A 23105-nucleotide genomic window follows, 5' to 3' on the forward strand; every position below is an offset into this window, starting at 1 on the left:
ATGCCTAAAAAGGAGAACCCCATGACTCAGCAACCCTCCGCGCTCGCGCAGTCTGCGCGGGCCTTGGTCCGGCTGGCAGTGTGCTGCAGCCTGCTGTGGCTTGGTCTGCCCGGTACCGGCCATGCCGCCACGGTCGAAGAGCCGTTGGCCTATGCCCATGGCGACGTACAGCTGGAAGGCTGGCTCGGCTATGACAACGAAGCCACCGGCCCCATGCCCGGGGTGCTTGTGGTGCACGCCTGGAAGGGACTGGACGAGCAGAGCCGCAAGACCGTGACCCGGCTGGCAGCGCTGGGGTACGTGGTGCTTGCCGTGGACATGTATGGCAAGGAGGTGCGCGCAGCGGACGCCAAGGAGGCGGCGGCGCTTTCCAAACCCTTCCGGGAAGATCGCCTCCTCATGCGCAGCCGGGCCGAGGCCGGACTCAAGGCCCTCCTGGCCACGGGCAGGGTGGACCCGGCCAGGGTGCTGGCCCTGGGCTTCTGCTTTGGTGGCACCACGGTGCTGGAGATGGCCCGGGCCGGCATGCCGCTCCTGGGGGTTGCCTCGTTCCACGGGGGGCTGGCCACCTCGCTGCCGGCCGAACCCGGCGCGGTGAAAGCAAGTGTGCTTGTGCTGCACGGGGCCGTGGACCCGCACGTGCCAGACGCCGAACTGCTCGCCTTCAAGGATGAAATGGAAGTTGCCGGCGCAGACTGGCAGGCCCTGCTCCTGGCCCATGCCGTGCACAGCTTCACGGATCCGGCCGCCGGGAACGACCCTTCCCGCGGGGCAGCCTACAATGCCGTGGCAGCCAAACGGGCCTGGAAGGCCATGCTCGACTTGTTTGAGGAACTGCTGGGGGAATAGCCGCTCCGGGTGCTGCGAGCCGGGCCGGCGCGGCGCCTCCAGACTGCTCCCTTGCGCCGCTATTGCGAATCCGGCTGCGGCCCGACGGGACGGTATTTGATGCTGGCCCGGGCGTTCTGCTCGGCCCAGGCGGTTTCGGGCACGTCGGTATAGTAAATCATGTTCGACTGCATGCCCGTGCTGTCGATGAAGTCTGCCAGGGCCTGGGCTTCCGGGATTTGCCGGCGCAGCCATGGTCCCACGACGAACATGAACAGGACGATGGCCAGAAGGCAGCCAACCAGCCTGAGCCAGGCGACAAGGCCCGGGCCTTGATGTGCGGGGGAGCCGGATGCTCTTGGCCCGGATGCATTCGGCAGGGATGCTTCTGCCGGCGCGGTGGCAAGGCGGTGCGCCTGTTCCATGTCTTCTCTCCTTGTTCAGCAACAACAGGAACAGCCCGGAGCGCGGCAAGACCGTCCGCCACGCCCCGAGACTGTGAGTGGACGTTAGATGCTGGCCGTGATGTCCGGGAAGACGACGTAGAACATCAGCCAGGCCATGAACAGCGTCAGGGCCAGGTTGAAGCTCTGCCCGCACACGTACAGAATCACCGGCTTGCCGCCCTTGAAATAGTGCGCCAGCTCACGGAAGTTCGTGGCCAGGCCGATGGAGACAAAGGCCAGACAGAAGGCCCAGCCGCGGACATGGCTGGTCAGACCGCGCAGCACGCCATGGTCGATGGTGGCGTTGGCCACATCCGGCCCCAGCGCGGAAAAGATCAGCGAAAACACGATGGACGCCGTGAGGAAGCCCAGCACGAACTTGGGGAAGCGGTGCCAGATTTCCCAGAGGTTCACCTTGTGGCCGGGAATGCAGTCCACACGCGTGCACCAGTACACAGCCACCCCAAAGGCCGTGACGCCGATGAGCACGTTCTGGATCATCTTGATGGTGGCGGCGGCGTACAGGGCCTGCTCGGAAAGGAAGGCCCCGGCTGCAGCCACGGCGCCGGTGGAGTCGATGGTCCCGCCCATCCAGGCCCCGCCCAGCACGTGTGGCATGCCCGTGGCCTTGATGACCATGGGCATGACCACCATCATGATGGCCGTGAACACCAGGGAAATGCCGATGGAAAGGGTCAGCTCTTCCTTCTTGGCCCGGCAGGCGGCTGCCGTGGCGATGGCGGCAGAGACGCCGCACACGGACATGTCCGCGGAGATGACCATGTTCAGGGTCTTGGAGGGAATCTTCAGTATCTTCTGACCAAAGATGAAGGTGGCGATGAGGACGATGGGGGTGACCACCCAGGCCACGAAAATGCCCGGAATGCCGATGGCCACGATCTTGTTGAAGAGCACTTCCGCGCCCAGCAGTACCAGGCCGGTCTTGATGTAATATTCGGTCTGCACTGCCGGCATGATGAACTTGGGCGTGCCCACGGTGTTGGAGATGATCAGGCCCAGCAGCACGGCCCAGGCGGCATACTCAATCCCATAGTGCTTGATGGTGGCCTGACCGGCAATGATGTAGGCCAGGCAGGCGATGGCAAAGATGCACACAAAACCGGGAAGGAACTTGGGCGGGCTCACTCCCATGAAGGCCATGCCGATGGAAAAGAAAATCCCCAGCGCAATACATAGCCCGATGAGATTTGGAATTCGGTTATAGGCCTTGGCCGTGGTCTTGCTCTTGGCGCTGGAGGCCACCTTGGCGGACTTGCGCCAGTCGTCGATGCTGGCCTTGGCGGCGCTGTTGAGGGTGGCATCCTTGAACTGGGCTTCGGCCGCAGCCTGCTGCGCAGCCTTGGCCTTTTCCAGCATCTCCGTTTCCTTGGCCTTGGCTCCTTCAAAGTTGGGCATGGCCTTGGCGTTCTTCTGGTCTGCAATCTCCTTGGACTGCATCAGGCTGTCCAGGGGATTTGAAGTCCAGCTGCCGGGCGTGGCCAGGAAGCTGGCGATGCTTTTGGCAAAGGGGAGATCCGTGCCCTTGACCTTGGCCTTGGCGTCGTTGGCCTGATGCCACTCAACAGTCTTGAACGGCGCCCGCTGCGCTTCGGCAGCCATGATGGCGTTGTTCTTGTCGAAGGTGGCCTCCATGTTCTCCGGCGTGGTTCCGCGGAACAGGATCAGACCGGCGGCAAGCAAGGAAAACGCAAGCCAGATGGCCCAGTAGTCTTCCTTCTTCCAGAGATCAGACCAGCTCGATTTTGCTTGGTCGACGACCACATCGCTGTCAGCGGGTGGCATCGGGTTGCGTTGTGGATTTTCGGCCATGGGGTCCTCCTCGAGTATGGAAGGTGGTGATAATGTGGTTGCCACTGCAACAGTATCCTGCAACCCTTGGGAAAAAACGAACAAGACAGCAATGTGAGCAAAGCAAAAAAAGCGCAGCTCTTCAACAAAAAAAATGCCTGGAATGGCAGATAACCTACCACGGACGTGGAAAAACCTGCAAGCAGCGCGGAGTACTCCTGAAAAGGGGCTCCGAAGTGGTGATGCGGTTGTCGTTGCAATAAATAGGCAGCTATCTTCTGGCGATGAATCGATGGTTCACCGCCAGCAATTCCAGGGCATCATAGGGCCGGGCCAGCTGGGCCCGAATGGCTGGTGTCAGGAGCGAGGCATCGTCAAGTACCAGAGCATTCACGAGAGCGCGGGCCGGCAAGGTGGCGGCAAGACGCAGATACTCCCTGGCCGGGCGCATGTTCAGCCGCGTTGGGTCAAACATTTCCGCAATGTGGGCGTCCATTGCCTCCAGATCCTGGGGCATGCTGTCCTGGGTGTGCCGCAGGAACCAGTCGAGAATCTCATCCTGGGAGAGGCACAGGTGAATCCAGGGGAAGCTCTGGAACAGATTGGCCTTGTGATGCCCGTACCGGGAATGCCACAGCGGCCCGGAGGTTACGTGCAGCAACCCACCGGGCCGCACTGCGCGGTACAGCCCCGCGAAGGCGCCTTCCAGGTCGGCCACATGTTCCAGGGTGGCGTGGCTGAACACCAGGTCGCACGGGGGCAGGTCCGTTGCCTCTGATGCCTCAATGCCGATCTGATGATAGCGCACGCGTGGATGCCGGAAGGCCCTGCCGAGCCGGGCGGAAGGATCCACCCCATGCACCACCGCAGCGCCGGCCTGGAGAAACAGACCGCATTCGCGCCCGTCGCCACAGCCGGCCACCAGCACCGTGCGGCCTCGCACATCCTGCAGCCGCACTGCCTCCTGGGCGGCGATGGCGGCATAATCGTGCCCGTGGGCCGGGGTGATAGCCTGGCTGGACCGCAACTTCCCCAGCAGCCGCTGCCACAGGTGCTGCAGGTACATAGGCAGACACTCCGCGAAGGAGGATCAGAACGGCCCGTCGTCTGGATGTTCCAGGGTCACGGTCAGCCTGGAGCCGGCCCGCAGGACGGGCAGCATGGCCGGTGGCGGCTCCAGCACTTCCAGCTTGCCGGGGATGGCCTGGGGCAGAAACCGGTCTGCCACCTTGCGGCCGTCGGAGCGCAGGGCCAGCACCCCGGAACACGGTTTGTGAAAATCCACATAAAATTTGGGTGATTGTTCCCCCTGCTCAAAGACATGCCGCTGGGGCCAGACATATTTGAGAGGCGGAGAGATATGGACCGGCACCCCCGGCGCCGCTTCCAGCTCGCCGGCAATGTCCCTGGCCAGCAGGGTGGCCGCGGTTTCGCCCTGCTTGGAACAGACCCAGGAACTCTTGGCCAGGCCCAGCAGGTTGCCGCAGGCAAAGACCGGCGTGGGCATGTCTCCCTCGTACACGCGGTGGAACTGGTCCGTGGCCGGGCCGCGGGAGCCGGCGTCCACCTCCAGAAACCCGCCGGCCAGATACGGGGCCTCGGGCTTGAACCGTCCGGTGAGCAGCACCCCGTCGCACACCTGCAGGGTGCGCTTGCCCTGATGTTCCAGGACCACGGCCTCCACCTTGTTCCGGCCAATGATCCGCTCCACCCGCGTATCGGCCTGGAAGGTCATGCCGTATTTTTTGCACAGTCCTTTCAAGACCATGGCTGGTGCAGCCGGAGCCGGCCATTCATCCACCAGAATGGGCGGCTCCATGCCGGCCTTGTGCATGGTGACGATGGAGGCCAGGGAAACCCACTCCGAACCAAGCATCACCGGCCGGGAAAAGGGCAGCACCCTGGTCAGGGCCATGTGCCGCAGCAGCGCCCCGGAGGTCATGATTCCCAGCGGCCGCGAGCCGGCCAGGCGGCGCGAAAACTGCGAGGACTCCCAGGCTCCCGTGGCCAGCAGCACCCGCCGGGCCTTGACCGCAAAGGAGCCCTGTGGCCCCACGACCTGGATTACCGCATGGTCTGCACCATCCCGCTCGATGGAAAGCGCCTGCACGCCGCCGAGAATCTCCGTGCGCTTGGCGCCGGCGAGCATCTTTTTGGCATAGGTCGGCCCCTGCATGGGGCGCTTGTATTCCCGCCAGCCGAACGAATAATTGTCGATGTGCTGGGGGGCGCCGCCGGGTTCGACCTCCTTTTCCAGCACCACCACCTCCAGCTCGGCCACGCGGGAGAGCTGGGCGGCAGCGGCCAGGCCGGACACGCCACCGCCAATGATGGCCACGTCGAACTCATAGCGCGAGGGCTTGGCCGGAAAGCGGATTCGCTTCTTTTTTGCCATGATGGTAGTGCCTTATCCCTTCTTGCGCTCGGAGGTGTCCAGGGATTCGTAGGGCGGTTTGACCCGCAGGGGAGGCTTGGCCAGCCCGGCGAGCAGGGCGGTCACGTGGGCGCAGCCGTCACCCTGGCACAGTCCCATGCCGGCCCGGGTGCGGCGTTTGAGGCCTTGCAGATCGCCCGGGGGCAGGGGGGAGGTGAAGGTTGCTTCAATCTCGGCCTGGGTCACGCGTTCGCAGTGGCAGACGATGTCCCCAGGCGTGCGCTGCTGCCAGGGGCGCGGCAGGTGCCCGGCCAGCATGGGCAGGGCCGGCCATTGCGGGTTGGCCAGCGGCCGGGCCGGCTTGAATTCCCGGGCAAAGGCCTCCACGGCCATGGCCGCCGCGCCCAGGGCTCCGGCCATTCCCAGGGCGGCTGTGCGGGCAATGGTCATCCAGCCGCCGTCCTTGTCCACGTCAAACAGTGGATCCTGCTCGTTGCCGGCTGGCCGCACGCGGGCGTAGGAGGCCAGCAGTTCCTCCCCGGCCAGGGCCGGCAGGCGGGAGACGGCCAGGCGCTCCAGCCGGGCCAGTTGCCGGGACACGGTCTCCACATTGCTCCGGTCCTTGACAGTGGACGTGAACGGACCGGCCATGACGTTGCCGAATACGGACGGGAACAGCGCCACATCGCCCGAGCCGGGGCAGGGGAGGATGATGTGCCCGAGCAGCCGGGCGGCGTTCTTGGCAAAACACAGGTACTGTTCCTTGCGCGCGGCCAGGGAAAAGGAAGACGACGTCTGCGGGCGGGATTCGGCGGCAGCCCCTTCGTCCGCTGGCGCTTCGGGCGCGGCGGCCTGCAGTCGCAACGCATCCAGCACATCGGCCTGCATGCCGGCGCAGTTGATGACCACCCGGCCGCGCAGGGTGCCGCGGGAGGTGTGCAGAATCCACACGCCATCCTCGCGCACCAGCTGCTTCACCGTGGTGAGAAACCGGAATTCCGCCCCATGCAGCGCGGCCTGCCAGGCCAAAGCCAGGGGGGTGGACCAGGGGTCGATCACTGCCTCGTCCTCCACCAGCAACGCCGCCAGGATGCCGGGCGCAAGACCCGGTTCCAGGGCCTGCACGGTGGGGCCGTCCAGGAGTGATGCCGCAGTGCCGGCAGTCCGGGCCCTTTCCAGCAGCGCCGGCAGCAGGGCCTCCTGCTCCCGGGAATAGGCCGGCATGAGGGCTCTGGTGGGGAGAAGCGGCAGGCCGAATTTGTCCTTGATGGCGGCAAAGGTCTCGCGGCCGCGGCGCAGGCAGGCCAGCGCCGGGCTGTCCGCGGGCAGATCAAAGCCGCTGCGCAGGATGCCGGGGTCACCTTTGCTGGCGCCGCCGGCCAGAATGTCCGCCCCGGCCTCGGCCACGCAAACGTCCATGCCGATCAGGGTCAGGGCCCTGCCCACGGCAACGCCGGTGGCGCCGGCGCCTATGACCACAGCGTCATGGATGACTGGTTTTTTCATGGAAATACACTGGCGTTACAGGAGAAGGCGGTGTGGCCGAAAGTATCAAACCCTGCCGTAGCGGTGCGCGTCTTGTCAAGCTGGCCGCCGGCGGGTAAGGTGCGCTCTCCAAATAAACCCCAAGGGGGCGCAATGAAAATCGAACAATACACCTTCCAGGAGTTCAAGGAAAAGGCTGCCGCCTTCCATGGCTATCCTGCCCCCGGCCTGCTCATTGGCGGATACATGGTGGCCTGGAACAAATCCTTGCTTCCCGAAGGGACCATCTTCGATGCATTGGTGGAATCACCCAAATGTCTGCCCGACGCCGTCCAGCTCCTGACTCTCTGCAGCGTTGGCAACGGCTGGATGCAGGTGCTCAATCTCGGCCGCTATGCCGTGTCCCTCTATGACAAATACACCGGCGAGGGCTGGCGGGTCTATCTGGACGCGGACAAGCTTGCCGCCTGGCCCAACATCCACAGCTGGCTTTTCAAAACCAAACCCAAGCGCGAGCAGGATTCCGACGCGCTGTTCGGCGAAATCGAAGCAGCCGGGCACACCATCTGCTCGGCCCAGCGGATCTGTATTCCCGAACGCCTGCGTGGCCACAAGCACATGGGCCCGGTGGGGGTCTGTCCTGTCTGCCGCGAGCCGTATCCGATGCACGACGGCGCCGTCTGCCGTGGCTGCCAGGGAGAGGCTCTCTGGGAAATGGCCTCCATCATCGCCCCTGCGCCGGAACTGAAGGCCGTTCCCGTGGAGGAAGCTGTGGGCAAGACCGCCCTGCACGACATGACCGAGGTCATCCCCGGCAGTTCCAAGGGACCGGCGGTGCAGGCGGGGCAGGTGATCGGCCTGGAAGACGTCTGCCGCCTGCAACGCATGGGCCGGCGCAACATCTATCTGCAGGAACAGATTGAGCAGTTGGAAGGCTTTGTCCACGAGGACGTGGCCGCCATGACCTTTGCCACTGCCCTGGCCGGTGAGAATGTCGCCCCCGCGGCCGCGCCCTGTGAAGGCAAGATCAACCTGTCCGCCACCATTCCAGGATTGCTGACCATTGATGTTGCCGCCCTGGAGCGGTTCAATACCATTCCCAACGTGGCCTGCGCCTCTCGCCAGCAAGGCACCCTGGTGGAAGCCGGCAAGCCCTTTGCCGCCTGCCGGGCCATCCCCCTGTACCTGACCAAGGAAAACGTGGCCCGCGCCCTGGCCACCATCGATGAAGGGCCGGTCTTTGCCGTGCATCCTTTGCGCGCCGCCAAGGCTGGCGTGCTGGTGACTGGCTCCGAGGTCTTCCAGGGGCTGGTCCAGGACAAATTCGCGCCCCTGCTGACTCATAAAATGGAAGCCCTGGGCGGCTCGGTCGTCGCCTCGCGCATTGTCCCCGATGACCGCCAGGCCATTGCCGACGGGGTGCGCGAACTGCTGGATGCCGGCATTGACCTGCTCCTGACCACCGCCGGCCTCTCCGTGGATCCCGACGACGTGACCCGGCACGGCCTGCTTGACGCCGGCCTGACCGATGCCCTGTACGGCGCGCCCGTGGTTCCCGGCAACATGATTCTCATCGGCCGCATCGGTACGGTGCAGGTCATGGGCGTGCCTGCCTGCGCCCTGCACGCCAAAACCACGGCCGTGGATCTCCTGCTGCCCCGCCTCCTTGCCGGCCTGCCCCCCACCCGCGCCGACCTTGCCCGCATGGCCGAGGGCGGCTTCTGCCTCCAGTGCCGGACCTGCACCTTCCCGAAGTGCCCGTTTGGGAAATAGAGACGCAACAGCGAAGAAAAGCCAGGGGGAATAATTCCCCCCCCCCCGGCCCCCTTTATAGTGAAGGCCCCGCTGCCCGGTGCACGCACCAGCCAGCGGGGCCTTGCCTATTTGAAGGAGTGCCGGGGGCACTGAGTTCCCCCGGCGCTCTCAGCTGTCTCTTCTTTTTCCGCCGTTACGCCTTCTGCACGGTGATGAAGTGCTCCTGCATGGCGACGCCGCCGCCGGCGGGGTCTTCAATCTTCAGGCCGCCGATCATGAATTCCTGGTCGGCCACCCCCTTGCCAAAGGCCCGGGATTCGGGGGGCAGCTTGTGGCCAAACCCGTGGATCATGAACGCAGCCTCGGGGTGGATGAAGTCGGTGACAAAGGCTTTGGTCGTGCCCTCAACCTTCTTGCCATTCCCGCCCTGGATGCGCACCGTGTCGCCATCCTTCACGCCCAGTTCCTTGGCCCTGGCGGTATTCAGCCAGATGGTATTTTCGGACATCTTCTGGGAAAGCAAGGAGTTGTTCACCGTATGCCCCTGGGTGTGCAGGGCGCAGCGACCAAAGGCAATGCGGAAGGCATTGTCTCCCGCAGGCTTGGCCGGCGAGACATACGGCTTGAGGGAGGGCAGGCCCATGCCTTCCCACTTCTCATTGATGACTTCCAGCTTGCCCGAGGGCGTCTTGAACTTGAACTCGGCCATGTCCTTATAATGCGGCTTGTCGGCCAGGGCCACCTGGCCGCTCCTGGCAAAGTCCTCGCGGGTGACGCCGGTATCCTGCAGCTGATAGTCGTGCAGCGCTTCCAGGGAATCGAAGGCCAGCTTTTCAATGCCAAGGGCCTTGGCCAGCCCGCAGATGATTTCCCAGTCGGCCTTGGTGTCGTAGCGCGGTTCAATGGCCCGGGCCCGGTAGAAGATGGTCGGCTTGAGGCCAGACCCGCCGGCAATAATGGAATCGCGTTCCAGGTATGGCGAGATGGGCAGGATAACGTCCGCATACCAGGCCGAGTCGGACCAGGAGAAGGTATTGGCCACAATCAGGTCCAGGTTGTCCCAGGCACGGCGCATGGCGTCGGGGTCGGGCAGGGCCATGAGCGGGTCGTGGCGGTGAATGATATAGGCCTTGACCGGGTAGGGCTGCCCGGAAACCATGGCCTCGTACGCCTTGTGGATCAGGCCCGGGCCGGCGTCGATGTGCTTGAGCACGGAGCCGGCGCCATCGGCGCGGGGAATGGCCGGCTTTTCAAAGAGGTCCACGAACTTCTTCAGTCCCTTGCGGCCAACGTCTTTGGGCGTGTTGGTGATGGCCAGGCCGCCCTTGGCGCCGATGGAGCCGAGCAGGGCGTTAATGAAATACGCTGTGCGGGAGACGTAAAACGAGTCCGAATAGCGGGCGACCATCCAGCCAGGGTGCCAGATGACCGCCGGCGCAGCCTGCACCAGCTGCTTGACGAATTTGCGCAGGGCGGCAGCGCTGACGCCGGTTTCACCCTCGGCCCATTCCGGCGTGTACGGCTCGACAAACGCGCGCAGCGCCTCGAAATTGTTCACATGCCGATCCACATACGCCGCATTGTACTGCTTGGAGGCGATGAGCTCATTCAGCACGGCCAGGTTGAAGGCATAGTCCGTGCCGGGGCGGATCATGAAGAAGTTGTGGGCCTTGGATGCAGACACCGTGGCGCGGATGTCAATGACGGAAAGCTGGCCGCCGGCGTCCAGGGAATCCAGCACGCCATTGACTTCCTTGACGTTGATGGCTTCCAGGATGTTGCGCGTCTGCAGCACGATGTGCTTGGCGTTTTTGTAGTCGTAAATAAAGTCCTTGCGTCCGGAACCGGCAACGGAAAGCGCGGCGTGCTGGACGTTGCGGGCGCAGGAAGAATCATGATTGCAGTAGTTTGGTGACCCGATTCCACGCATGAAGGCCTGATGGAGATCGACAAAAGGGCCGCCGCGGTCAGACCACAGGACACTCTGCGGACCATGCTCCGCCATGATGGCCTTGAGCTTTTCCGCCACATGGGCAAAGGCTTCGTCCCATGTGACGCGGCGCCACTTGCCTTCACCGCGTGCGCCTTCACGGATCATTGGGTACTGGGGGCGTTCGCTGTCCTGCGTCAGCGCGTAGCCTGCCGCCCCGCGGGGGCACAGGGCGCCTCGCATGCCGGCGTCCTTGGGGTTGCCTTGGATGAAGCGCACTGCGCCGTCCTCCACTTCCACCATGATCGGACAGCGCACGGTGCACATGCCGCACAGGCTGTAAACATCTTTTCTGGCCATGAGTTTGTCCTCTGGGGGTGCCCGGGACAGGCGGTAGCGCCGCCCGCATGAGGGTCATTGAAGTATACGTGTTCGTATCAGGATGTACGATCAGGAGGCAAGAAAAGCCAGGGCTTTGTGAAATAATGGACACGAAAAGACTAACTTGCGGGGGTTGTTTTGAAATCGGAAAGAAAGAACATGGGAAATAATGAACAAACGCGTGATTTCTTGACATTTTGTCTACAAAGGTGTTTTGCAATCATAGGGAATAGGTAGGCGTCTGGGCGCGTGACGAGACGAACATGACCTAAAGAAAGGGGACGGCGCATGGTCTTCACATGGTTGAACATCGCCATTCTGGCCGCGCTGGGATTGGGTGTTGCCTTTGCCGGGGCACCTCTGGCGGGGTCGGTGCTACTGGCTCCCAGGGCATCAGGCGGGGATTTGCGTATGCCGTATGAGTGCGGCATGCCCCCGCACGGCTCGCCCTGGATTCGCTTCGGGATCAACTATTATTTCTATGCGTTGTTATTCCTGGCCTTTGACGTGGACGTTCTCTACCTCTTTCCCGTGGCCACGGCGTATGTGGCCGAGGCAGGGGTGGTGGCGCTGGTGAAGGTGTGTATCTTCCTGGTCGCGCTTGGGCTTGGCGTCCTGTATTTCTGGAGGAAGGGGGTCTTCACGTGGCCGAAAAAGATCGCCTAGATTCCTGGCTCAAGCCGGCCGAGACAGCCCAGGCCCCTGGCGTGCTGGAGGTCGGACCGGTCAAGCAGATCACCGACCTGTGCCGGGCCATGAGTCTGTGGCCCATGACGTTTGGTCTGGCCTGCTGTGCCATTGAGATGATGGCCGTGGGCATGGCCCGCTTCGATATTTCCCGCTTTGGCGCGGAAGTCTTCCGCCCCTCGCCGCGGCAGTCGGACCTGATGATTGTGGCTGGCACGGTCTCCAAAAAGATGGCCCCGGCCCTGGTCCGGCTCTACGAGCAGATGCCCTCGCCCAAGTGGGTGATGGCCTTGGGCAACTGCGCCATCTCCGGCGGGCCGTTCTCCTTCAAGGGGCAATATGGCATCGTGGAAGGCGTGGACCAGCTCGTGCCTGTGGACGTGTACGTGCCGGGCTGTCCCCCGCGTCCCGAGGGACTGCTCGAAGGCCTCTTCCAACTGCAGCACAAGATCACCGGCCGACGCTGGTGGCCGGTGCCCGAAGGCCTGGAGGTGGTGGAAGGTGTGGCGCCAGGAGCTGCGGCAGCGGTAACCCCGGCCGCCGCACAACCCGCAGCGGAACAGGAGCAGGGCGGCCATGCGTGAACAAGTGCTTGAAGCCCTTGCGGAATCTCCCCGGTTGGTAGACTGGCCCTGCGGTGGGCGGCAGGTGTTTCTGGAGCCTTCGGCCCTGCCTGCGGCCATGTGCCGGCTCAAGGCCGACGGCCAGCTGCTGGAAGACGTCACCGTCTCCGAATATGCCGAAGGCTGTGAGGCGGTCTATCACCTGAGCAACCCCGAGACCATGGAACGCGTGACGCTCCATGCCCTGGCCGGCGTCAATGGCGATGGCAAGGCCGCGTTCCCCACCGTCTCCCACATCTTCCAGGGCGCGGACTGGCACGAGCGCGAGGCCATGGACTTCTTCCCCGTGACTTTCGTCGGCCATGGCACCCCCCTGCCACTGCTGCTGGCCCCGGAACAGGCGGACGAGACGCCCCTTTCCCGCCCGGAAGACAAGCGCAGCTCCATCTTCGGCATCATGGAGTATTCCGGAGTGGTCGGCGCGCCCTCGGCCCTGCCGCTCATCGGCTGGGAGGGCGAGGTGCCAGCTCCGCCGCCCCTGGCCAAGGTCTTCACCGAAGGCCTGCCGCCCGAAGCCACCACGCCTGACGCGCCGGGGGATTATTACACCCGGCATTTCCAGGCCACGGGTGAGCCGGACCGGCTCATCCTTAATATGGGTCCGCAGCACCCCTCCACCCATGGCGTATTGCGGGTCATCCTGGAGCTGGATGGCGAATACATCGCCCGCGCTGAGCCGGTGCTGGGGTACATCCACCGCATGCACGAGCTCATGGGCCAGAACCGCAAGGCCGGGCAGTTCCTGCCGAATATGGGTCGTGTGGACTATCTGCACGCCCTGGGCTGGAACCACGCCCTGGTCCTGGCCGTGGAAAAGCTGGCCGGCATCGAGGTTCCCGAACGGGCCGAGTTGTTGCGCATCCTCACGGTGGAACTGAACCGTATCAGCTCGCACCTGCTGTGGTGGGGAGCCTATCTGCTGGACCTGGGGGCCTTCACGCCCATCATGTACGGCTTTGACGACCGCGAAACCATCATGGATCTGTTGCAACTGGCCACAGGTTCGCGCCTGACCTACTGTTACCATCGCTTTGGCGGCGTTTCCCACGAGCCCATGCCGGGCTTTTATGAAGGGGTGAAGGAATTCATCGACGGCTTCGACGCCCGCCTGGCCATGTACAAGGATCTCGTCACCGAGAACGTCATTCTCAGAAAGCGCGTGGAAGGGGTGGGCGAGATGGACCTGGACGTCTGCCGCCGCTACGGCTGCACCGGCCCGGTGATCCGCGGCTCGGGCCTGGCCTTCGACGTCCGCCGCGCCTGGCCATACTCGCTGTATTCCGAGCTGGACTTCAACATCCCCACCCGTACCGAGGGCGACGCCCTGGCCCGCTACCTGGTGCGTATGGAGGAGATGGTGGAAAGCGCCAGAATCATTAAACAAGTATTGGAACGCATCCCCGGCGCCGAGGGCGGGCACCTCCATGCCAAAGCCCCCAAACAGGACTTCACCCTGCCCAAGGGTTCGGCCCGGGCCATGGTGGAGGCGGCGCGCGGGCTGGTGGCCGTGGAGGTCATCAGCGACGGTGGCAAGACGCCGTACCGCATGCGCCTGCGCTCGCCGTGCTTCTCGAACCTGTCGTGCTTTGCGGAGGTCTCCCGTGGGACACTCCTGGCGGACGCCGTGTCCACCCTGGGGAGCCTGGACCTTGTGATCCCGGAGATTGACCGATGATGGCCCTCGCCGATCTGCAAATTCCCGGCGCGCTCGTGCGTCTGGTGGTGGCTTTGGCGGCGCTGGCGGCGTTTGTCGGCCTCAACGGCATGCTGCTGGTCTATCTGGAACGAAAGGTCGCCGGGCACATCCAGCGGCGGCCCGGCCCTTTTGAAGTCGGCCCGCATGGCATTCTGCAGGCTGTGGCCGACGCCCTCAAGCTGGTGGGCAAACAGCTGATCACACCCAAGGGAGCGGACTGGCTCCTCTTCTGGGGTGCGCCGGTGGTGTCGTTCATGCCGGTGTTCCTGCTCTTTTTGCCCATCGAATTCGGTCCCGGACTCTACGGCCTGGACATGAACCTGGGCCTGCTGCTGATCCTGGCCTTTGCCGGGCTGAACGTGGTGGCCCTGTGCATGGCCGGCTGGGGCTCGAACAACAAATGGGCGCTCCTGGGCGCAGCACGCGCCGTGGCCCAGAGCGTGGCCTATGAAATTCCGCTGCTTCTGGCCGTGTTGGCCATCGCGGCCATGGCCGGCACGCTGCACCTGGGCGAGATCGTGGCCCAGCAGGGCAGCTGGCCCTGGCAGTGGAACATGGTGCTGCAGCCTGTGGCTTTCTTCATCTATTTTGTCTGCAGCGTGGCCGAGACCAACCGCGCGCCCTTTGACCTGCCCGAAGCCGAAAGCGAGCTGACCGCCGGCTTCCACACGGAATATCCCGGCATGGGCTTCGGCCTGTTCTTCCTGGCGGAATATGCGGAAATGATCGTGGTCAGCGCCGTGGGGGCAACGCTCTTTCTGGGCGGCTGGAAAGGCCCGCTGGTGGATGGCGTCTGGTGGTTCCTGCTCAAGATTTACGCCTGGCTGCTGGTGATGATGTGGATCCGCTGGACGTATCCGCGCGTGCGCTTCGACCAGATTCTCAACCTGTGTTGGAAGTGGCTCATCCCCCTGGCGTTGTTGAATCTTTTGGCCACGTTCGTGGCATTGGCGGTGGTGTGATCATGTGCGCTTCCATGCTCAAACCGTTGGTTGAGGCCGCGCAGGGGCTGAAGAGCCTGCTGGTGGGCCTCAAAATTACCGGCAAGGAGTTCGCCAAACCCCAGCGCACGGTGCATTACCCCCGCCAGGTGGTGGGGGCAGAGGCCCTCAAGGGCTTCCGGGGGCACATCGAGCTTGTCCCCCTGGAAGACGACCCACACTCGGCGCGGTGCATCGCCTGCCTGCAGTGCGAGCGGATCTGCCCCTCGAACTGCATTCTCATCAAGGTGGATAAACCGGCCAAGCCGGCCAAGCCTGTGGCCGAAGAAACCGTGGATATGGACGCGGTGACGCCCAAAGTGAAGGCCGAGGCCGCCATGCCCAAGGACGGCGGCCGCAAGAAGCTGGCCAGCTTTCAGCTGGACTACACCTTGTGCAGCTTGTGCGGCTTGTGCGTGCAGGTCTGCCCGGTCACCAGCCTGAGACACTCGGAAAATCTGTACCTGGCTGGAGCAACGCGGGAAGAATTCGTGTTCGACCTGTTGGCCCGGTTGCGGCGACAGTCTGAACCACCACAACCAGGCGAAGGCCCCCGCGGTGGTGGCAAGCCCGAAAAACTGGCTCCGCGCAAGCCGTTCGTCAAAAAGGACGCACAAGGAGGGGAGGGCGCATGAACCTGGACTTCCTGACGGCGGACCTGACCGCCAAAGTGCTGTTCATCCTGTATTTCCTGGCGATTCTCGTCGGTGGGATCATGGCTGTGTGGGCCAGGAGTCTGGTCAAGGCCATGCTGGGGCTGATCAAGACACTCTTTGGTGTCTCGGGGATGTACCTGCTGATGCAGGCGCCCTTTGTGGCCCTGATGCAGCTGCTGATCTACGTTGGCGCGGTGTCGGTGCTGATCTTCTTCGCCATCATGCTGACCAGGGGCGAGGAAGACACCCGGCGTGTTCCCGGCCAGAGCCGGGCCGGCAAGACACTGCTGGCCATCCTGGCCGCGGCAGCTCCGGCGGCCTTGCTGGGAGGGCTTCTGATTCGCCACGTGCCCGCTCCCCTGGGGCTCCCGGTGGAGATCAGCCTGCAGGCCCTGGGCCGGCTGCTGCTGACCGACTATGTGCTGGCTTTTGAAGCCATTTCCCTGGTGTTGTTTGTGGCCATGGCCGGGGCAGTGATCCTCGGCTTTGAGCGGAGGCTGTCCAGATGAGCACGCTCTTCGGCAATCCCCTGTTGTGCTACCAGCTTGCGGCCCTGACGCTGCTGGCTCTGGGGCTGCTTGGCTTCTGCATGCGCAGGACGTTGGTGGGCATGCTCATCAGCGTGGAACTGATGCTCAACGGCGCGGGCCTGTCCATTGTGGCGGCCACGCAGCTCTCGCCGGCGACCGCGGAAAATGCCACCCAGGCCGGCCTGGGCCAGCTGGGCGCGCTCCTCATCATGGGCCTGGCTGCAGCCGAGGCCACGCTGGTGCTGGCTATCGTGCTGGTGCTGGCCAAACGCTTCGGCACGGCCTCCTCGGACGCCGTCTCGGAACTCAAGGGGTAGGGGGAAATCATGCAGACGCCTGCCTTGCTCCTGCCGCTTGTCATCACCCTGGTGGCGCCGTTTGTCATCTATCTCTTGCGTAAGAACATCAACCGGCGCGAGGGCGTGTCCTTCGCGGCCGCGGGCCTGGCCAGCCTGGCCGTGTTCCAGTTCATCCCCGATGTGTTGGACGGGCAGGTGCTGCGTTACACGCTGGTCACGCTGTATCCCGGCATCTCCATCTCCTTTTGCATGGACGGCCTGGCGCTGATCTTCGCCTGCATCGCCCCGTTCCTGTGGATTCTGGTGACCAGTTACAACATCGGCTACATGCGCGGTCTGAACGAGCACGCTCAGACGCGTTATTACTTCTGCTTTGCCGTGGCCATCTTTGGCGCGCTTGGCGTGGCCATGGCCGCGAACATCTTCACACTGTACCTGTTCTACGAAATCATCTCCATCTTCACCTATCCGCTGGTCGCGCATCATGAAGACGACGCAGCCTGGGCCGGAGCGCGCAAGTATTTCATCTACCTGATCGGCACCTCCAAGCTCTTCTTCCTGCCGGCCATGGTGCTGACCTATGTGCTGGCCGGCACCCTGGACTTCAACCTGCACGACGTGACCACGGGCATCTTCCCGGCCACGGCCAACCCACATCTGGTGCAGCTGACCTACGTGCTGTACATCGCCGGCCTGGCCAAGGCGGCCATCATGCCCTTCCACAACTGGCTGCCCTCGGCCATGGTCGCGCCCACGCCGGTCTCGGCCCTGCTGCACGCCGTGGCCGTGGTCAAGGCCGGGGTCTTCTCGGTCTCACGGGTGGTGCTCTCGGGCTTTGGACTGCAGGCCATGGACTCGCTGTTCCTGGGCATCCCCACGGCCTATCTGGCGGCCTTCACCCTGGTGGTGGCCTCCATCATCGCCCTGACCAAGGACGACCTCAAGGCCCGACTGGCCTATTCCACGGTGGCGCAGCTCTCCTACGTCATCCTGGGCGTGACCATGCTGGCCCCCCTGGCCGTGCAGGGCGGGCTGATGCACATCGCCCACCACGCCTTCTCCAAGATCACCCTCTTCATGGGCGCCGGCGCGATCTATGTGGCCACGCACCTGAAGCAGATCAGCAAGATGAATGGCCTGGGGCGGAAAATGCCCTGGACCTTCGGGGCCTTTGCCATTGCCTCGCTCTCCATGATCGGGGTGCCGCCGGTCTGCGGTTTTGTTTCCAAATGGTACATGCTGCGCGGGGCCATGCAGACGCACGAGGTCATCCTCATGTGCGCGCTCCTGGTCTCGACAATCCTGAACGCCGGCTACTTTGTGCCCATCATCTACACGGCTTTCTTCAAGAAACCCGTGGATGGCGAGGCCGAGGCAGCCCTGGCCCACTTTGGCGAGGCCTCGGCCACCATGGTGGTGCCCTTATGCCTGACGGCGGCGTTTTCGGTGGCGCTGGGGCTGTTCCCCGTCTTCCTGCAATTCATCAACACCTTGCGGGGGTTGTGATGGCCTGGGACGAGATGCAGAACTCCCTGGGGAGCTGGTTTGCCCGGCAACGCGCCAAGGCGGCGGCCTGGAAACTGGCCTTCTTCGTGGCCCTGGGCGTGATGGTGGCGGCCAATTTCTTTCTGCGGCCGGCGCACCCCCACTTTGGCTACGACGCCTGGCCCGGTTTCTGGGCAATCTTTGCCCTGGTCACGGCCGTGCTCATGGCTCTGGTGCTGAAGAAATTCGTGGCCAAACTCATCGGCCGTCGGGAGGACTACTATGACCGCTGAGTCCGGGTTCTTCTTCCATCCCGCGGCGCTCTTCGCCGTGGGGGCGGCCGGGGCAGCGCTGTTGCCTCGGGCCATCCACCGCTGGCTGCTGCCTGTCGTGGCTGCGCTGGCCTTCCTGGTCATGGTCGGCATCAGCCGTAGCGAGGGGGGGGCCAACCTGCACCTTCTCTGGCTGGGGCTGGACCTGAATCTGGCCCGTGTGGACCGGCTCTCCATCATTTTTGCCCACATCTTTGCCTTGCAGGCCATTCTGGGATGCATCTACGCCATGCACCTCAAGGACCGCTGGCAGCACGTGGCCAGCATGACCTACGTGGGCGGGGCCTTCCTCTGTGTCTTTGCCGGGGATTACCTGACCCTGTTCCTGGGGTGGGAGCTGATGAGCGTGGCCTCCACACTGCTCATCTGGTTCCGCCGCCGGCCACAGTCCACGGCCGCGGGCTTCCGTTACTTCCTGATGCACACCCTGGGCGGCCTGATCCTGCTGGCCGGCATCATGCTGCGCTATCAGGCCACCGGGAACTTCGATTTTGACCCCGTGGACCCCAATGCCATGCAGCTGTACGACTGGCTGGTGCTGCTTGGCTTTGCCGTCAACGCTGCGGTGGTGCCGCTGCACGCCTGGCTGCCGGACGCCTACCCCGAAGCCACGGTCACGGGTGCGGTGTTCATGAGCGCCTTCACCACCAAGACGGCGGTGTACGTCCTGGCCCGGGCCTTCGCCGGGGTGGAAATCCTCGGCATTCTCGGCGTGGTCATGTGCCTGTGGGGCGTGTTCTACGCGACCATGGAGAACAACGCCCGGCGCATCCTCTCCTATCACATCGTCTCCCAGGTGGGATACATGGTGGCCGGCATCGGCATCGGCACGGCCATGACCGTGAACGGCGCCTGCGCCCACGCTTACGCCCACATTCTCTACAAGGGCCTGCTCTTCATGGGCGCGGGCTGCCTGCTGCATGCGGCGGGCACGGCCAACCTGAGCGAGCTGGGCGGTCTGGCCCGGCGGCTGCCGCTGGTTTTTGTGCTCTACATGGCCGCGGCGGTGTCCATCTCCGGCATGCCCTTCTTCAATGGCTTCATCTCCAAAACCATGACCATCGCCGGCGCGGCCGAATCGCACCATACCTGGCTGGCCCTGGGCATGGAAATCGCCGCGGTGGGGACGTTCCTTTCCGTGGGCATCAAGCTGCCGTACTTCGCCTTCTTTGCCAAGCCGGACTCCAGCAGGGTACTGGAGCCGATTCCGGTAAACATGTATGTGGCCATGTTTGGCGGGGCTGCGCTCTGTCTGTTGACGGGCCTGTTCCCCAACCTGCTGTACTCGCTCCTGCCATTCCCCATGCATGGTGAACATGCTGCAGCCTACACTTCCTTTGTGACCGAGCTGCATCATGTGGAGTTTCATCCCTACGAACTGTTCAACATCCTTCAGGCCTTCACACTGCTCGGCTTTACGGGCCTGGGCTTCTACCTGCTGCGCAACGTGCTCACCCCGCATGCCCAGCGGAACATGGACTTCGAGTGGATCTACGTGCTTGTCGGCAAGGCCTTCTACCAGCTGATCAGCCGGCCGGCGGCCTGGATCGACAGCATCTGGAGCGAGGTGTACCGCACCATCGGCCTGCCGGGCCTGAAGGCCGGCGCCAGGGGCTCCAGCGTGTTTGACGTGAAGGCCATTGACGGCGTGGTGGACGGCACAGCCGAAGTGGTCGGTGTGACCGGACGGCTCGCGGCCCGGCTGCAGTCCGGGGATCTGCAACAGTATGCCGCCCTGGCAACGGTGTTCGCCCTTGGCGTCGCCGGCTGCCTGTGGTGGCTGGGATAGGGGGATGGTGATGGAACAGCATATGCTCGCCTCGTTCCCGTATCTCACGAACCTGATCTTTTTACCCATCGTCGGGGCCATCATACTGATGGTCCTCAAGGTGGACGACACGGCCTCCCGGTTTATCACCCTGTGCATCGGGATCGTGGAAACCCTGTTGGCCCTGACGCTCCTTGGCGGCTTCGTCATCGGCAATGCCGGCTGGCAATTCGTGGAGTTGCACCCCTGGATGCCCGAGGCCGGGCTGACGTATCATCTGGCCGTGGATGGGCTCTCCCTCTTCATGGTAGTGCTCTCCGCGGTGCTGCTGCCCCTGTGCACCCTGTGCTCCTGGACGTACATCTCCAAGCGGGTCAAGGAGTTCCATGTTTGCCTGCTGCTGATGACCGGGGCCTGTGTGGGCGTGTTCGTGGCCATGGATCTGGTCCTCTTCTATATCTTCTGGGAAGCGATGCTGGTGCCCATGTACCTGCTCATCGCCGTGTGGGGCGGGCCGCGGCGGCGCTACGCCTCCATCAAGTTCTTCCTGTACACCCTGGCCGGCTCCACGCTGTTGCTGGCGGCCATCGTGGCCCTGTACGTGCATGAGGGCACCTTCTCCATCCCGCAGCTGATGCAGGGGCAGTACGGGTTCGACTTCCAATGCTGGGTGTTCCTGGCCATGGCCCTGGCCTTTGCCATCAAGGTGCCCATGTTCCCCTTCCACACCTGGCTGCCCGCGGCCCACGTGGAAGCGCCCTCGGCCGGCTCCGTGCTGCTGGCCTCGGTGCTGCTCAAGATGGGGACTTACGGCTTCCTGCGGTTCTGCATCGGGCTCACCCCCATGGCCGCGGACCACTACGCGCCCATGTTCCTGGCCATCAGCATTGCCTCCATCCTTTATGGCGGCTTTGTGGCCCTGGGCCAGCAGGATATGAAGAAGCTCATTGCCTACTCCTCCGTGGCGCACATGGGCTTCGTCACCCTGGGCATCTTCGCCTTCACCCAGGCCGGGGTCGAAGGCGCGCTGATGGTCATGCTCAATCATGGCATCGTCACCGGCGGGCTGTTCATGATGGTTGGGGCCATCTACGAACGCAGCCACAGTCGCGAAATCGACGACAACATGGGCCTGGGCAAACACCTGCCAGCCTTCATGGGCTTTTTCGGGCTGTTCTCCCTGGCGTCCCTGGGCTTTCCAGGTCTGAACAGCTTTGTGGGCGAACTGCTGGTGCTCATCGGGACCTTTGAAATGAACACCTCCATCGGCCTGGCCGCCATTCCCGGAGCCATGCTGGCCGCGGCTTACATGCTGCGGCTGGGGCTGCGGATGGCCTACGGACAGCCAGCCTCGCCGGCAGGAAAGGGCTGGAGCGACCTGAACCTGCGGGAGTGGATTTACCTCGCCCCCCTGGCCGTGCTGACGCTCTATCTTGGTCTGGCGCCGGCCCTGGCTCTCAAGGTGGTCACGCCTTCGGTGGAAAAGCTCCTGGCCGACTACCGGGCCAAGACCTGCGTGATTCTGCAGGCCGAAGCAGAACCGGCATCGGCTGCGATCGAACTGTCCGGCAAGACCCAAGGGGAGGTCCGCTGACATGAGCCAGTACAACCTCGCACTCTGCCTGCCAGAGCTGGCCCTCTTTGGTGTGATGGCCATCCTCTTTGTGCAGTCCCTTTCGCCGGACGGCTCCAGGCGCTGCCTGTGCTGGCTGCCCTGGGGCGGCGTGGCGACCATTGCCGCAGCCCTGGCCGGTATCAACGATAGCGGCAGCCTGTTCTACGGCGCCTACCAGATCGACGCCCTCTCCCAGTTCTTCAAACTGGCCGTGGCCGTGGGCTTCACCATCGCGGCCCTGAACGCGGCCAATCCCCCGCAGCTGGATACCGCCAAGAAGCCTGATTTCTACTTCTTCCTGGCCTCTTCCGCCTGGGGGCTGATGCTCCTGGCCTCCTGCGTGGAATGCGTGACCATCTACGTGGCCCTGGAAATCTCTTCGTACAGCCTCTACGCGGTCGTTCCCCTTCGGGCCAAGGAACGCCAGGCCGCCGAGGCTGGCATCAAGTACATCCTCTTCGGCGCAGTGGCCACGGCCATTGCGCTCTACGGGCTCTCCTACCTTTGGGGCAGCCACGGCACCACCTACCTGGCCACCCTGGCCGGCAAGGATTTCTCCCTGGCCGGCGCCCCCCTGGCTGCGGCCGGGCTGGCCATGTTCCTCTGCGGCATGTTCTACAAGCTGGCGTTGTTCCCCTTCCATTTCTGGGCACCGGACGTGTACCAGGGCAGCGCCAACGAGACCTCGGCCTTCCTGGCCACCCTGCCCAAGCTGGGCGCTGCCGTGGTGCTGGTGCGCTTTGCCGCGCTCCTGACGCCGAACCTGGAAATCACGCTGCTCCTGGCGGTGCTCGGCGCCATCTCCATGACGTACGGCAATCTGGCTGCCCTGGCCCAGCGCGATATCAAACGCCTGCTTGGCTACTCCAGCGTGGCCCACGCCGGCTACCTGATGCTCGGCCTGGTCTCCGGCACGGCCGACGGGCTGGCCGCCGCGAGCTTCTATGCGCTGGTCTACATCCTGATGAACCTGACCATCTTCTGGGTGCTCTGCCGTCTGGCCCCGGACGGCAGGAACGTCACCCTGGAAGATCTGGACGGCCTCTCCCGGCGCGAGCCCGTGCTGGCCCTGGTGCTGGCTGTGAGCGCTTTCGCCCTGGTGGGCCTGCCCCCCACGGCGGGCTTTATGGGCAAGCTGATGCTGCTGAAGAGTGCCTGGGGCCACGGGTATAACTGGCTGGTGATCGTGGCGGTGCTGAACACGGCCATCGCCATCTACTACTACCTGTCCCTGGTGCGACATGCCTATACGCATGACGGCGAAACTGTGTCAGGCTCTCCGCGGGTCCGGCCCGTGGGCGAGGTGCTTTGGGGATTGGTCCTGGCCATCACCCTGCTGGCATTGGGAACCGTACCTGGAGTCTTTTTCGACCTGGCTGTGGCGGCAGGACACGCAGTGAAACCATAGTGGTTGGAAGTGGAGCGC

At 63.9% G+C, this 23105-nt stretch carries 20 protein-coding genes and 1 pseudogene; 15 read left to right on the plus strand and 6 right to left on the minus strand.

From position 1 onward, the window contains the following. Window positions 1-21 precede the first annotated feature (21 nt). The gene (locus ACYQ00_RS07965; protein WP_460031607.1) at window positions 22-849 is read left to right on the plus strand and encodes a dienelactone hydrolase family protein; all 828 of its coding nucleotides are present in this window, start codon (window positions 22-24) and stop codon (window positions 847-849) included. Window positions 850-908: 59 nt separating this feature from the next. Here the strand turns inward: ACYQ00_RS07965 and ACYQ00_RS07970 are convergent, their stop codons facing one another. From ACYQ00_RS07970 to ACYQ00_RS07990, 5 genes are all read right to left on the minus strand, one after another. Further along, window positions 909-1253 (minus strand): hypothetical protein, encoded by a 345-nt coding sequence (locus ACYQ00_RS07970; protein WP_460031608.1) that lies wholly within the window; start codon window positions 1251-1253, stop codon window positions 909-911. Between the two features lie 84 nt (window positions 1254-1337). Continuing rightward, complete coding sequence (locus ACYQ00_RS07975; RefSeq protein WP_460032495.1) at window positions 1338-3077, minus strand: YeiH family protein; 1740 nt, start codon at window positions 3075-3077, stop codon at window positions 1338-1340. 277 nt (window positions 3078-3354) lie between these two features. Continuing rightward, window positions 3355-4149 (minus strand): class I SAM-dependent methyltransferase, encoded by a 795-nt coding sequence (locus ACYQ00_RS07980; protein ID WP_460031609.1) that lies wholly within the window; start codon window positions 4147-4149, stop codon window positions 3355-3357. A 24-nt stretch (window positions 4150-4173) separates the two neighbouring features. After that, window positions 4174-5478: an FAD-dependent oxidoreductase gene (locus ACYQ00_RS07985; protein ID WP_460031610.1), complete on the minus strand. Its 1305-nt coding sequence runs from the start codon at window positions 5476-5478 to the stop codon at window positions 4174-4176. A gap of 12 nt (window positions 5479-5490) precedes the next feature. Further along, window positions 5491-6963 carry an NAD(P)/FAD-dependent oxidoreductase gene (locus tag ACYQ00_RS07990; RefSeq protein WP_460031611.1) on the minus strand — a complete coding sequence of 491 codons (1473 nt, stop codon included), beginning with the start codon at window positions 6961-6963 and terminating at the stop codon, window positions 5491-5493. 132 nt (window positions 6964-7095) lie between these two features. Here ACYQ00_RS07990 and ACYQ00_RS07995 point away from each other — a divergent pair, with 132 nt between their 5' ends. Then, window positions 7096-8715, plus strand: a complete 1620-nt coding sequence (locus ACYQ00_RS07995; RefSeq protein WP_460031612.1) for an FmdE family protein — start codon at window positions 7096-7098, stop codon at window positions 8713-8715. Between the two features lie 175 nt (window positions 8716-8890). Here the strand turns inward: ACYQ00_RS07995 and ACYQ00_RS08000 are convergent, their stop codons facing one another. After that, window positions 8891-10987 (minus strand): molybdopterin-dependent oxidoreductase, encoded by a 2097-nt coding sequence (locus ACYQ00_RS08000; RefSeq protein ID WP_460031613.1) that lies wholly within the window; start codon window positions 10985-10987, stop codon window positions 8891-8893. Between the two features lie 309 nt (window positions 10988-11296). Between ACYQ00_RS08000 and ACYQ00_RS08005 the strand changes: the two genes are divergently transcribed. The 13 genes and pseudogenes from ACYQ00_RS08005 to ACYQ00_RS08065 all read left to right on the plus strand — a co-directional run bounded on the left by ACYQ00_RS08005 (window position 11297) and on the right by ACYQ00_RS08065 (window position 23087). Further along, entirely contained in the window at window positions 11297-11674 is a 378-nt protein-coding gene (locus ACYQ00_RS08005) for an NADH-quinone oxidoreductase subunit A (protein ID WP_460031614.1), read from the plus strand. A gap of 41 nt (window positions 11675-11715) precedes the next feature. Next, the gene (locus tag ACYQ00_RS08010; protein ID WP_460032496.1) at window positions 11716-12279 is read left to right on the plus strand and encodes an NADH-quinone oxidoreductase subunit B; all 564 of its coding nucleotides are present in this window, start codon (window positions 11716-11718) and stop codon (window positions 12277-12279) included. Further along, window positions 12272-12670 (plus strand): annotated as a pseudogene (locus tag ACYQ00_RS08015) (NADH-quinone oxidoreductase subunit C); the annotation flags it as partial. The gene ACYQ00_RS08010 and the pseudogene ACYQ00_RS08015, both read left to right, overlap by 8 nt. Window positions 12671-12820: 150 nt before the next feature. Further along, window positions 12821-13993, plus strand: a complete 1173-nt coding sequence (locus ACYQ00_RS08020) for an NADH-quinone oxidoreductase subunit D (protein WP_460032497.1) — start codon at window positions 12821-12823, stop codon at window positions 13991-13993. Then, on the plus strand, window positions 13993-14976 hold the full coding sequence (nuoH, locus tag ACYQ00_RS08025) for an NADH-quinone oxidoreductase subunit NuoH (protein WP_460032498.1): 984 nt from the start codon (window positions 13993-13995) through the stop codon (window positions 14974-14976). The genes ACYQ00_RS08020 and nuoH overlap by 1 nt, the downstream gene beginning before the upstream one ends. Window positions 14977-14978: 2 nt before the next feature. Then, window positions 14979-15629: a 4Fe-4S binding protein gene (locus ACYQ00_RS08030; protein ID WP_460031615.1), complete on the plus strand. Its 651-nt coding sequence runs from the start codon at window positions 14979-14981 to the stop codon at window positions 15627-15629. Next, entirely contained in the window at window positions 15626-16159 is a 534-nt protein-coding gene (locus tag ACYQ00_RS08035) for an NADH-quinone oxidoreductase subunit J family protein (RefSeq protein ID WP_460031616.1), read from the plus strand. The genes ACYQ00_RS08030 and ACYQ00_RS08035 overlap by 4 nt, the downstream gene beginning before the upstream one ends. Next, the gene (locus ACYQ00_RS08040) at window positions 16156-16497 is read left to right on the plus strand and encodes an NADH-quinone oxidoreductase subunit NuoK (protein ID WP_460031617.1); all 342 of its coding nucleotides are present in this window, start codon (window positions 16156-16158) and stop codon (window positions 16495-16497) included. The genes ACYQ00_RS08035 and ACYQ00_RS08040 overlap by 4 nt, the downstream gene beginning before the upstream one ends. A 9-nt stretch (window positions 16498-16506) precedes the next feature. Then, window positions 16507-17985 carry a monovalent cation/H+ antiporter subunit D family protein gene (locus ACYQ00_RS08045; RefSeq protein ID WP_460031618.1) on the plus strand — a complete coding sequence of 493 codons (1479 nt, stop codon included), beginning with the start codon at window positions 16507-16509 and terminating at the stop codon, window positions 17983-17985. After that, window positions 17985-18257, plus strand: a complete 273-nt coding sequence (locus tag ACYQ00_RS08050; protein ID WP_460031619.1) for a hypothetical protein — start codon at window positions 17985-17987, stop codon at window positions 18255-18257. The genes ACYQ00_RS08045 and ACYQ00_RS08050 overlap by 1 nt, the downstream gene beginning before the upstream one ends. Further along, the gene (locus tag ACYQ00_RS08055; RefSeq protein WP_460031620.1) at window positions 18247-20085 is read left to right on the plus strand and encodes a Na(+)/H(+) antiporter subunit D; all 1839 of its coding nucleotides are present in this window, start codon (window positions 18247-18249) and stop codon (window positions 20083-20085) included. Before ACYQ00_RS08050 ends, ACYQ00_RS08055 begins: the two co-directional genes overlap by 11 nt. A gap of 22 nt (window positions 20086-20107) precedes the next feature. Further along, window positions 20108-21658 carry a complex I subunit 4 family protein gene (locus ACYQ00_RS08060; protein WP_460031621.1) on the plus strand — a complete coding sequence of 517 codons (1551 nt, stop codon included), beginning with the start codon at window positions 20108-20110 and terminating at the stop codon, window positions 21656-21658. 1 nt (window position 21659) lies between these two features. Further along, window positions 21660-23087 (plus strand): NADH-quinone oxidoreductase subunit N, encoded by a 1428-nt coding sequence (locus ACYQ00_RS08065; RefSeq protein ID WP_460031622.1) that lies wholly within the window; start codon window positions 21660-21662, stop codon window positions 23085-23087. Window positions 23088-23105 lie beyond the last annotated feature (18 nt).

It is taken from the genome of Megalodesulfovibrio paquesii, from assembly GCF_054653055.1.

Coding starts and splice junctions, on each gene's coding strand:
- ACYQ00_RS07975 (WP_460032495.1), bottom strand. CDS start 3,077: ATGCCACCCGCTGACAGCGATGTGGTCGTCGACCAAGCAAAATCGAGC.
- ACYQ00_RS08050 (WP_460031619.1), top strand. CDS start 17,985: ATGGCCTGGGACGAGATGCAGAACTCCCTGGGGAGCTGGTTTGCCCGG.
- ACYQ00_RS07995 (WP_460031612.1), top strand. CDS start 7,096: ATGAAAATCGAACAATACACCTTCCAGGAGTTCAAGGAAAAGGCTGCC.
- nuoH (WP_460032498.1), top strand. CDS start 13,993: ATGGCCCTCGCCGATCTGCAAATTCCCGGCGCGCTCGTGCGTCTGGTG.
- ACYQ00_RS07970 (WP_460031608.1), bottom strand. CDS start 1,253: ATGGAACAGGCGCACCGCCTTGCCACCGCGCCGGCAGAAGCATCCCTG.
- ACYQ00_RS08030 (WP_460031615.1), top strand. CDS start 14,979: ATGTGCGCTTCCATGCTCAAACCGTTGGTTGAGGCCGCGCAGGGGCTG.
- ACYQ00_RS08060 (WP_460031621.1), top strand. CDS start 20,108: ATGCTCGCCTCGTTCCCGTATCTCACGAACCTGATCTTTTTACCCATC.
- ACYQ00_RS08000 (WP_460031613.1), bottom strand. CDS start 10,987: ATGGCCAGAAAAGATGTTTACAGCCTGTGCGGCATGTGCACCGTGCGC.
- ACYQ00_RS08005 (WP_460031614.1), top strand. CDS start 11,297: ATGGTCTTCACATGGTTGAACATCGCCATTCTGGCCGCGCTGGGATTG.
- ACYQ00_RS07965 (WP_460031607.1), top strand. CDS start 22: ATGACTCAGCAACCCTCCGCGCTCGCGCAGTCTGCGCGGGCCTTGGTC.
- ACYQ00_RS08055 (WP_460031620.1), top strand. CDS start 18,247: ATGACCGCTGAGTCCGGGTTCTTCTTCCATCCCGCGGCGCTCTTCGCC.
- ACYQ00_RS07985 (WP_460031610.1), bottom strand. CDS start 5,478: ATGGCAAAAAAGAAGCGAATCCGCTTTCCGGCCAAGCCCTCGCGCTAT.
- ACYQ00_RS07980 (WP_460031609.1), bottom strand. CDS start 4,149: ATGTACCTGCAGCACCTGTGGCAGCGGCTGCTGGGGAAGTTGCGGTCC.
- ACYQ00_RS08045 (WP_460031618.1), top strand. CDS start 16,507: ATGCAGACGCCTGCCTTGCTCCTGCCGCTTGTCATCACCCTGGTGGCG.
- ACYQ00_RS08035 (WP_460031616.1), top strand. CDS start 15,626: ATGAACCTGGACTTCCTGACGGCGGACCTGACCGCCAAAGTGCTGTTC.
- ACYQ00_RS07990 (WP_460031611.1), bottom strand. CDS start 6,963: ATGAAAAAACCAGTCATCCATGACGCTGTGGTCATAGGCGCCGGCGCC.
- ACYQ00_RS08040 (WP_460031617.1), top strand. CDS start 16,156: ATGAGCACGCTCTTCGGCAATCCCCTGTTGTGCTACCAGCTTGCGGCC.
- ACYQ00_RS08065 (WP_460031622.1), top strand. CDS start 21,660: ATGAGCCAGTACAACCTCGCACTCTGCCTGCCAGAGCTGGCCCTCTTT.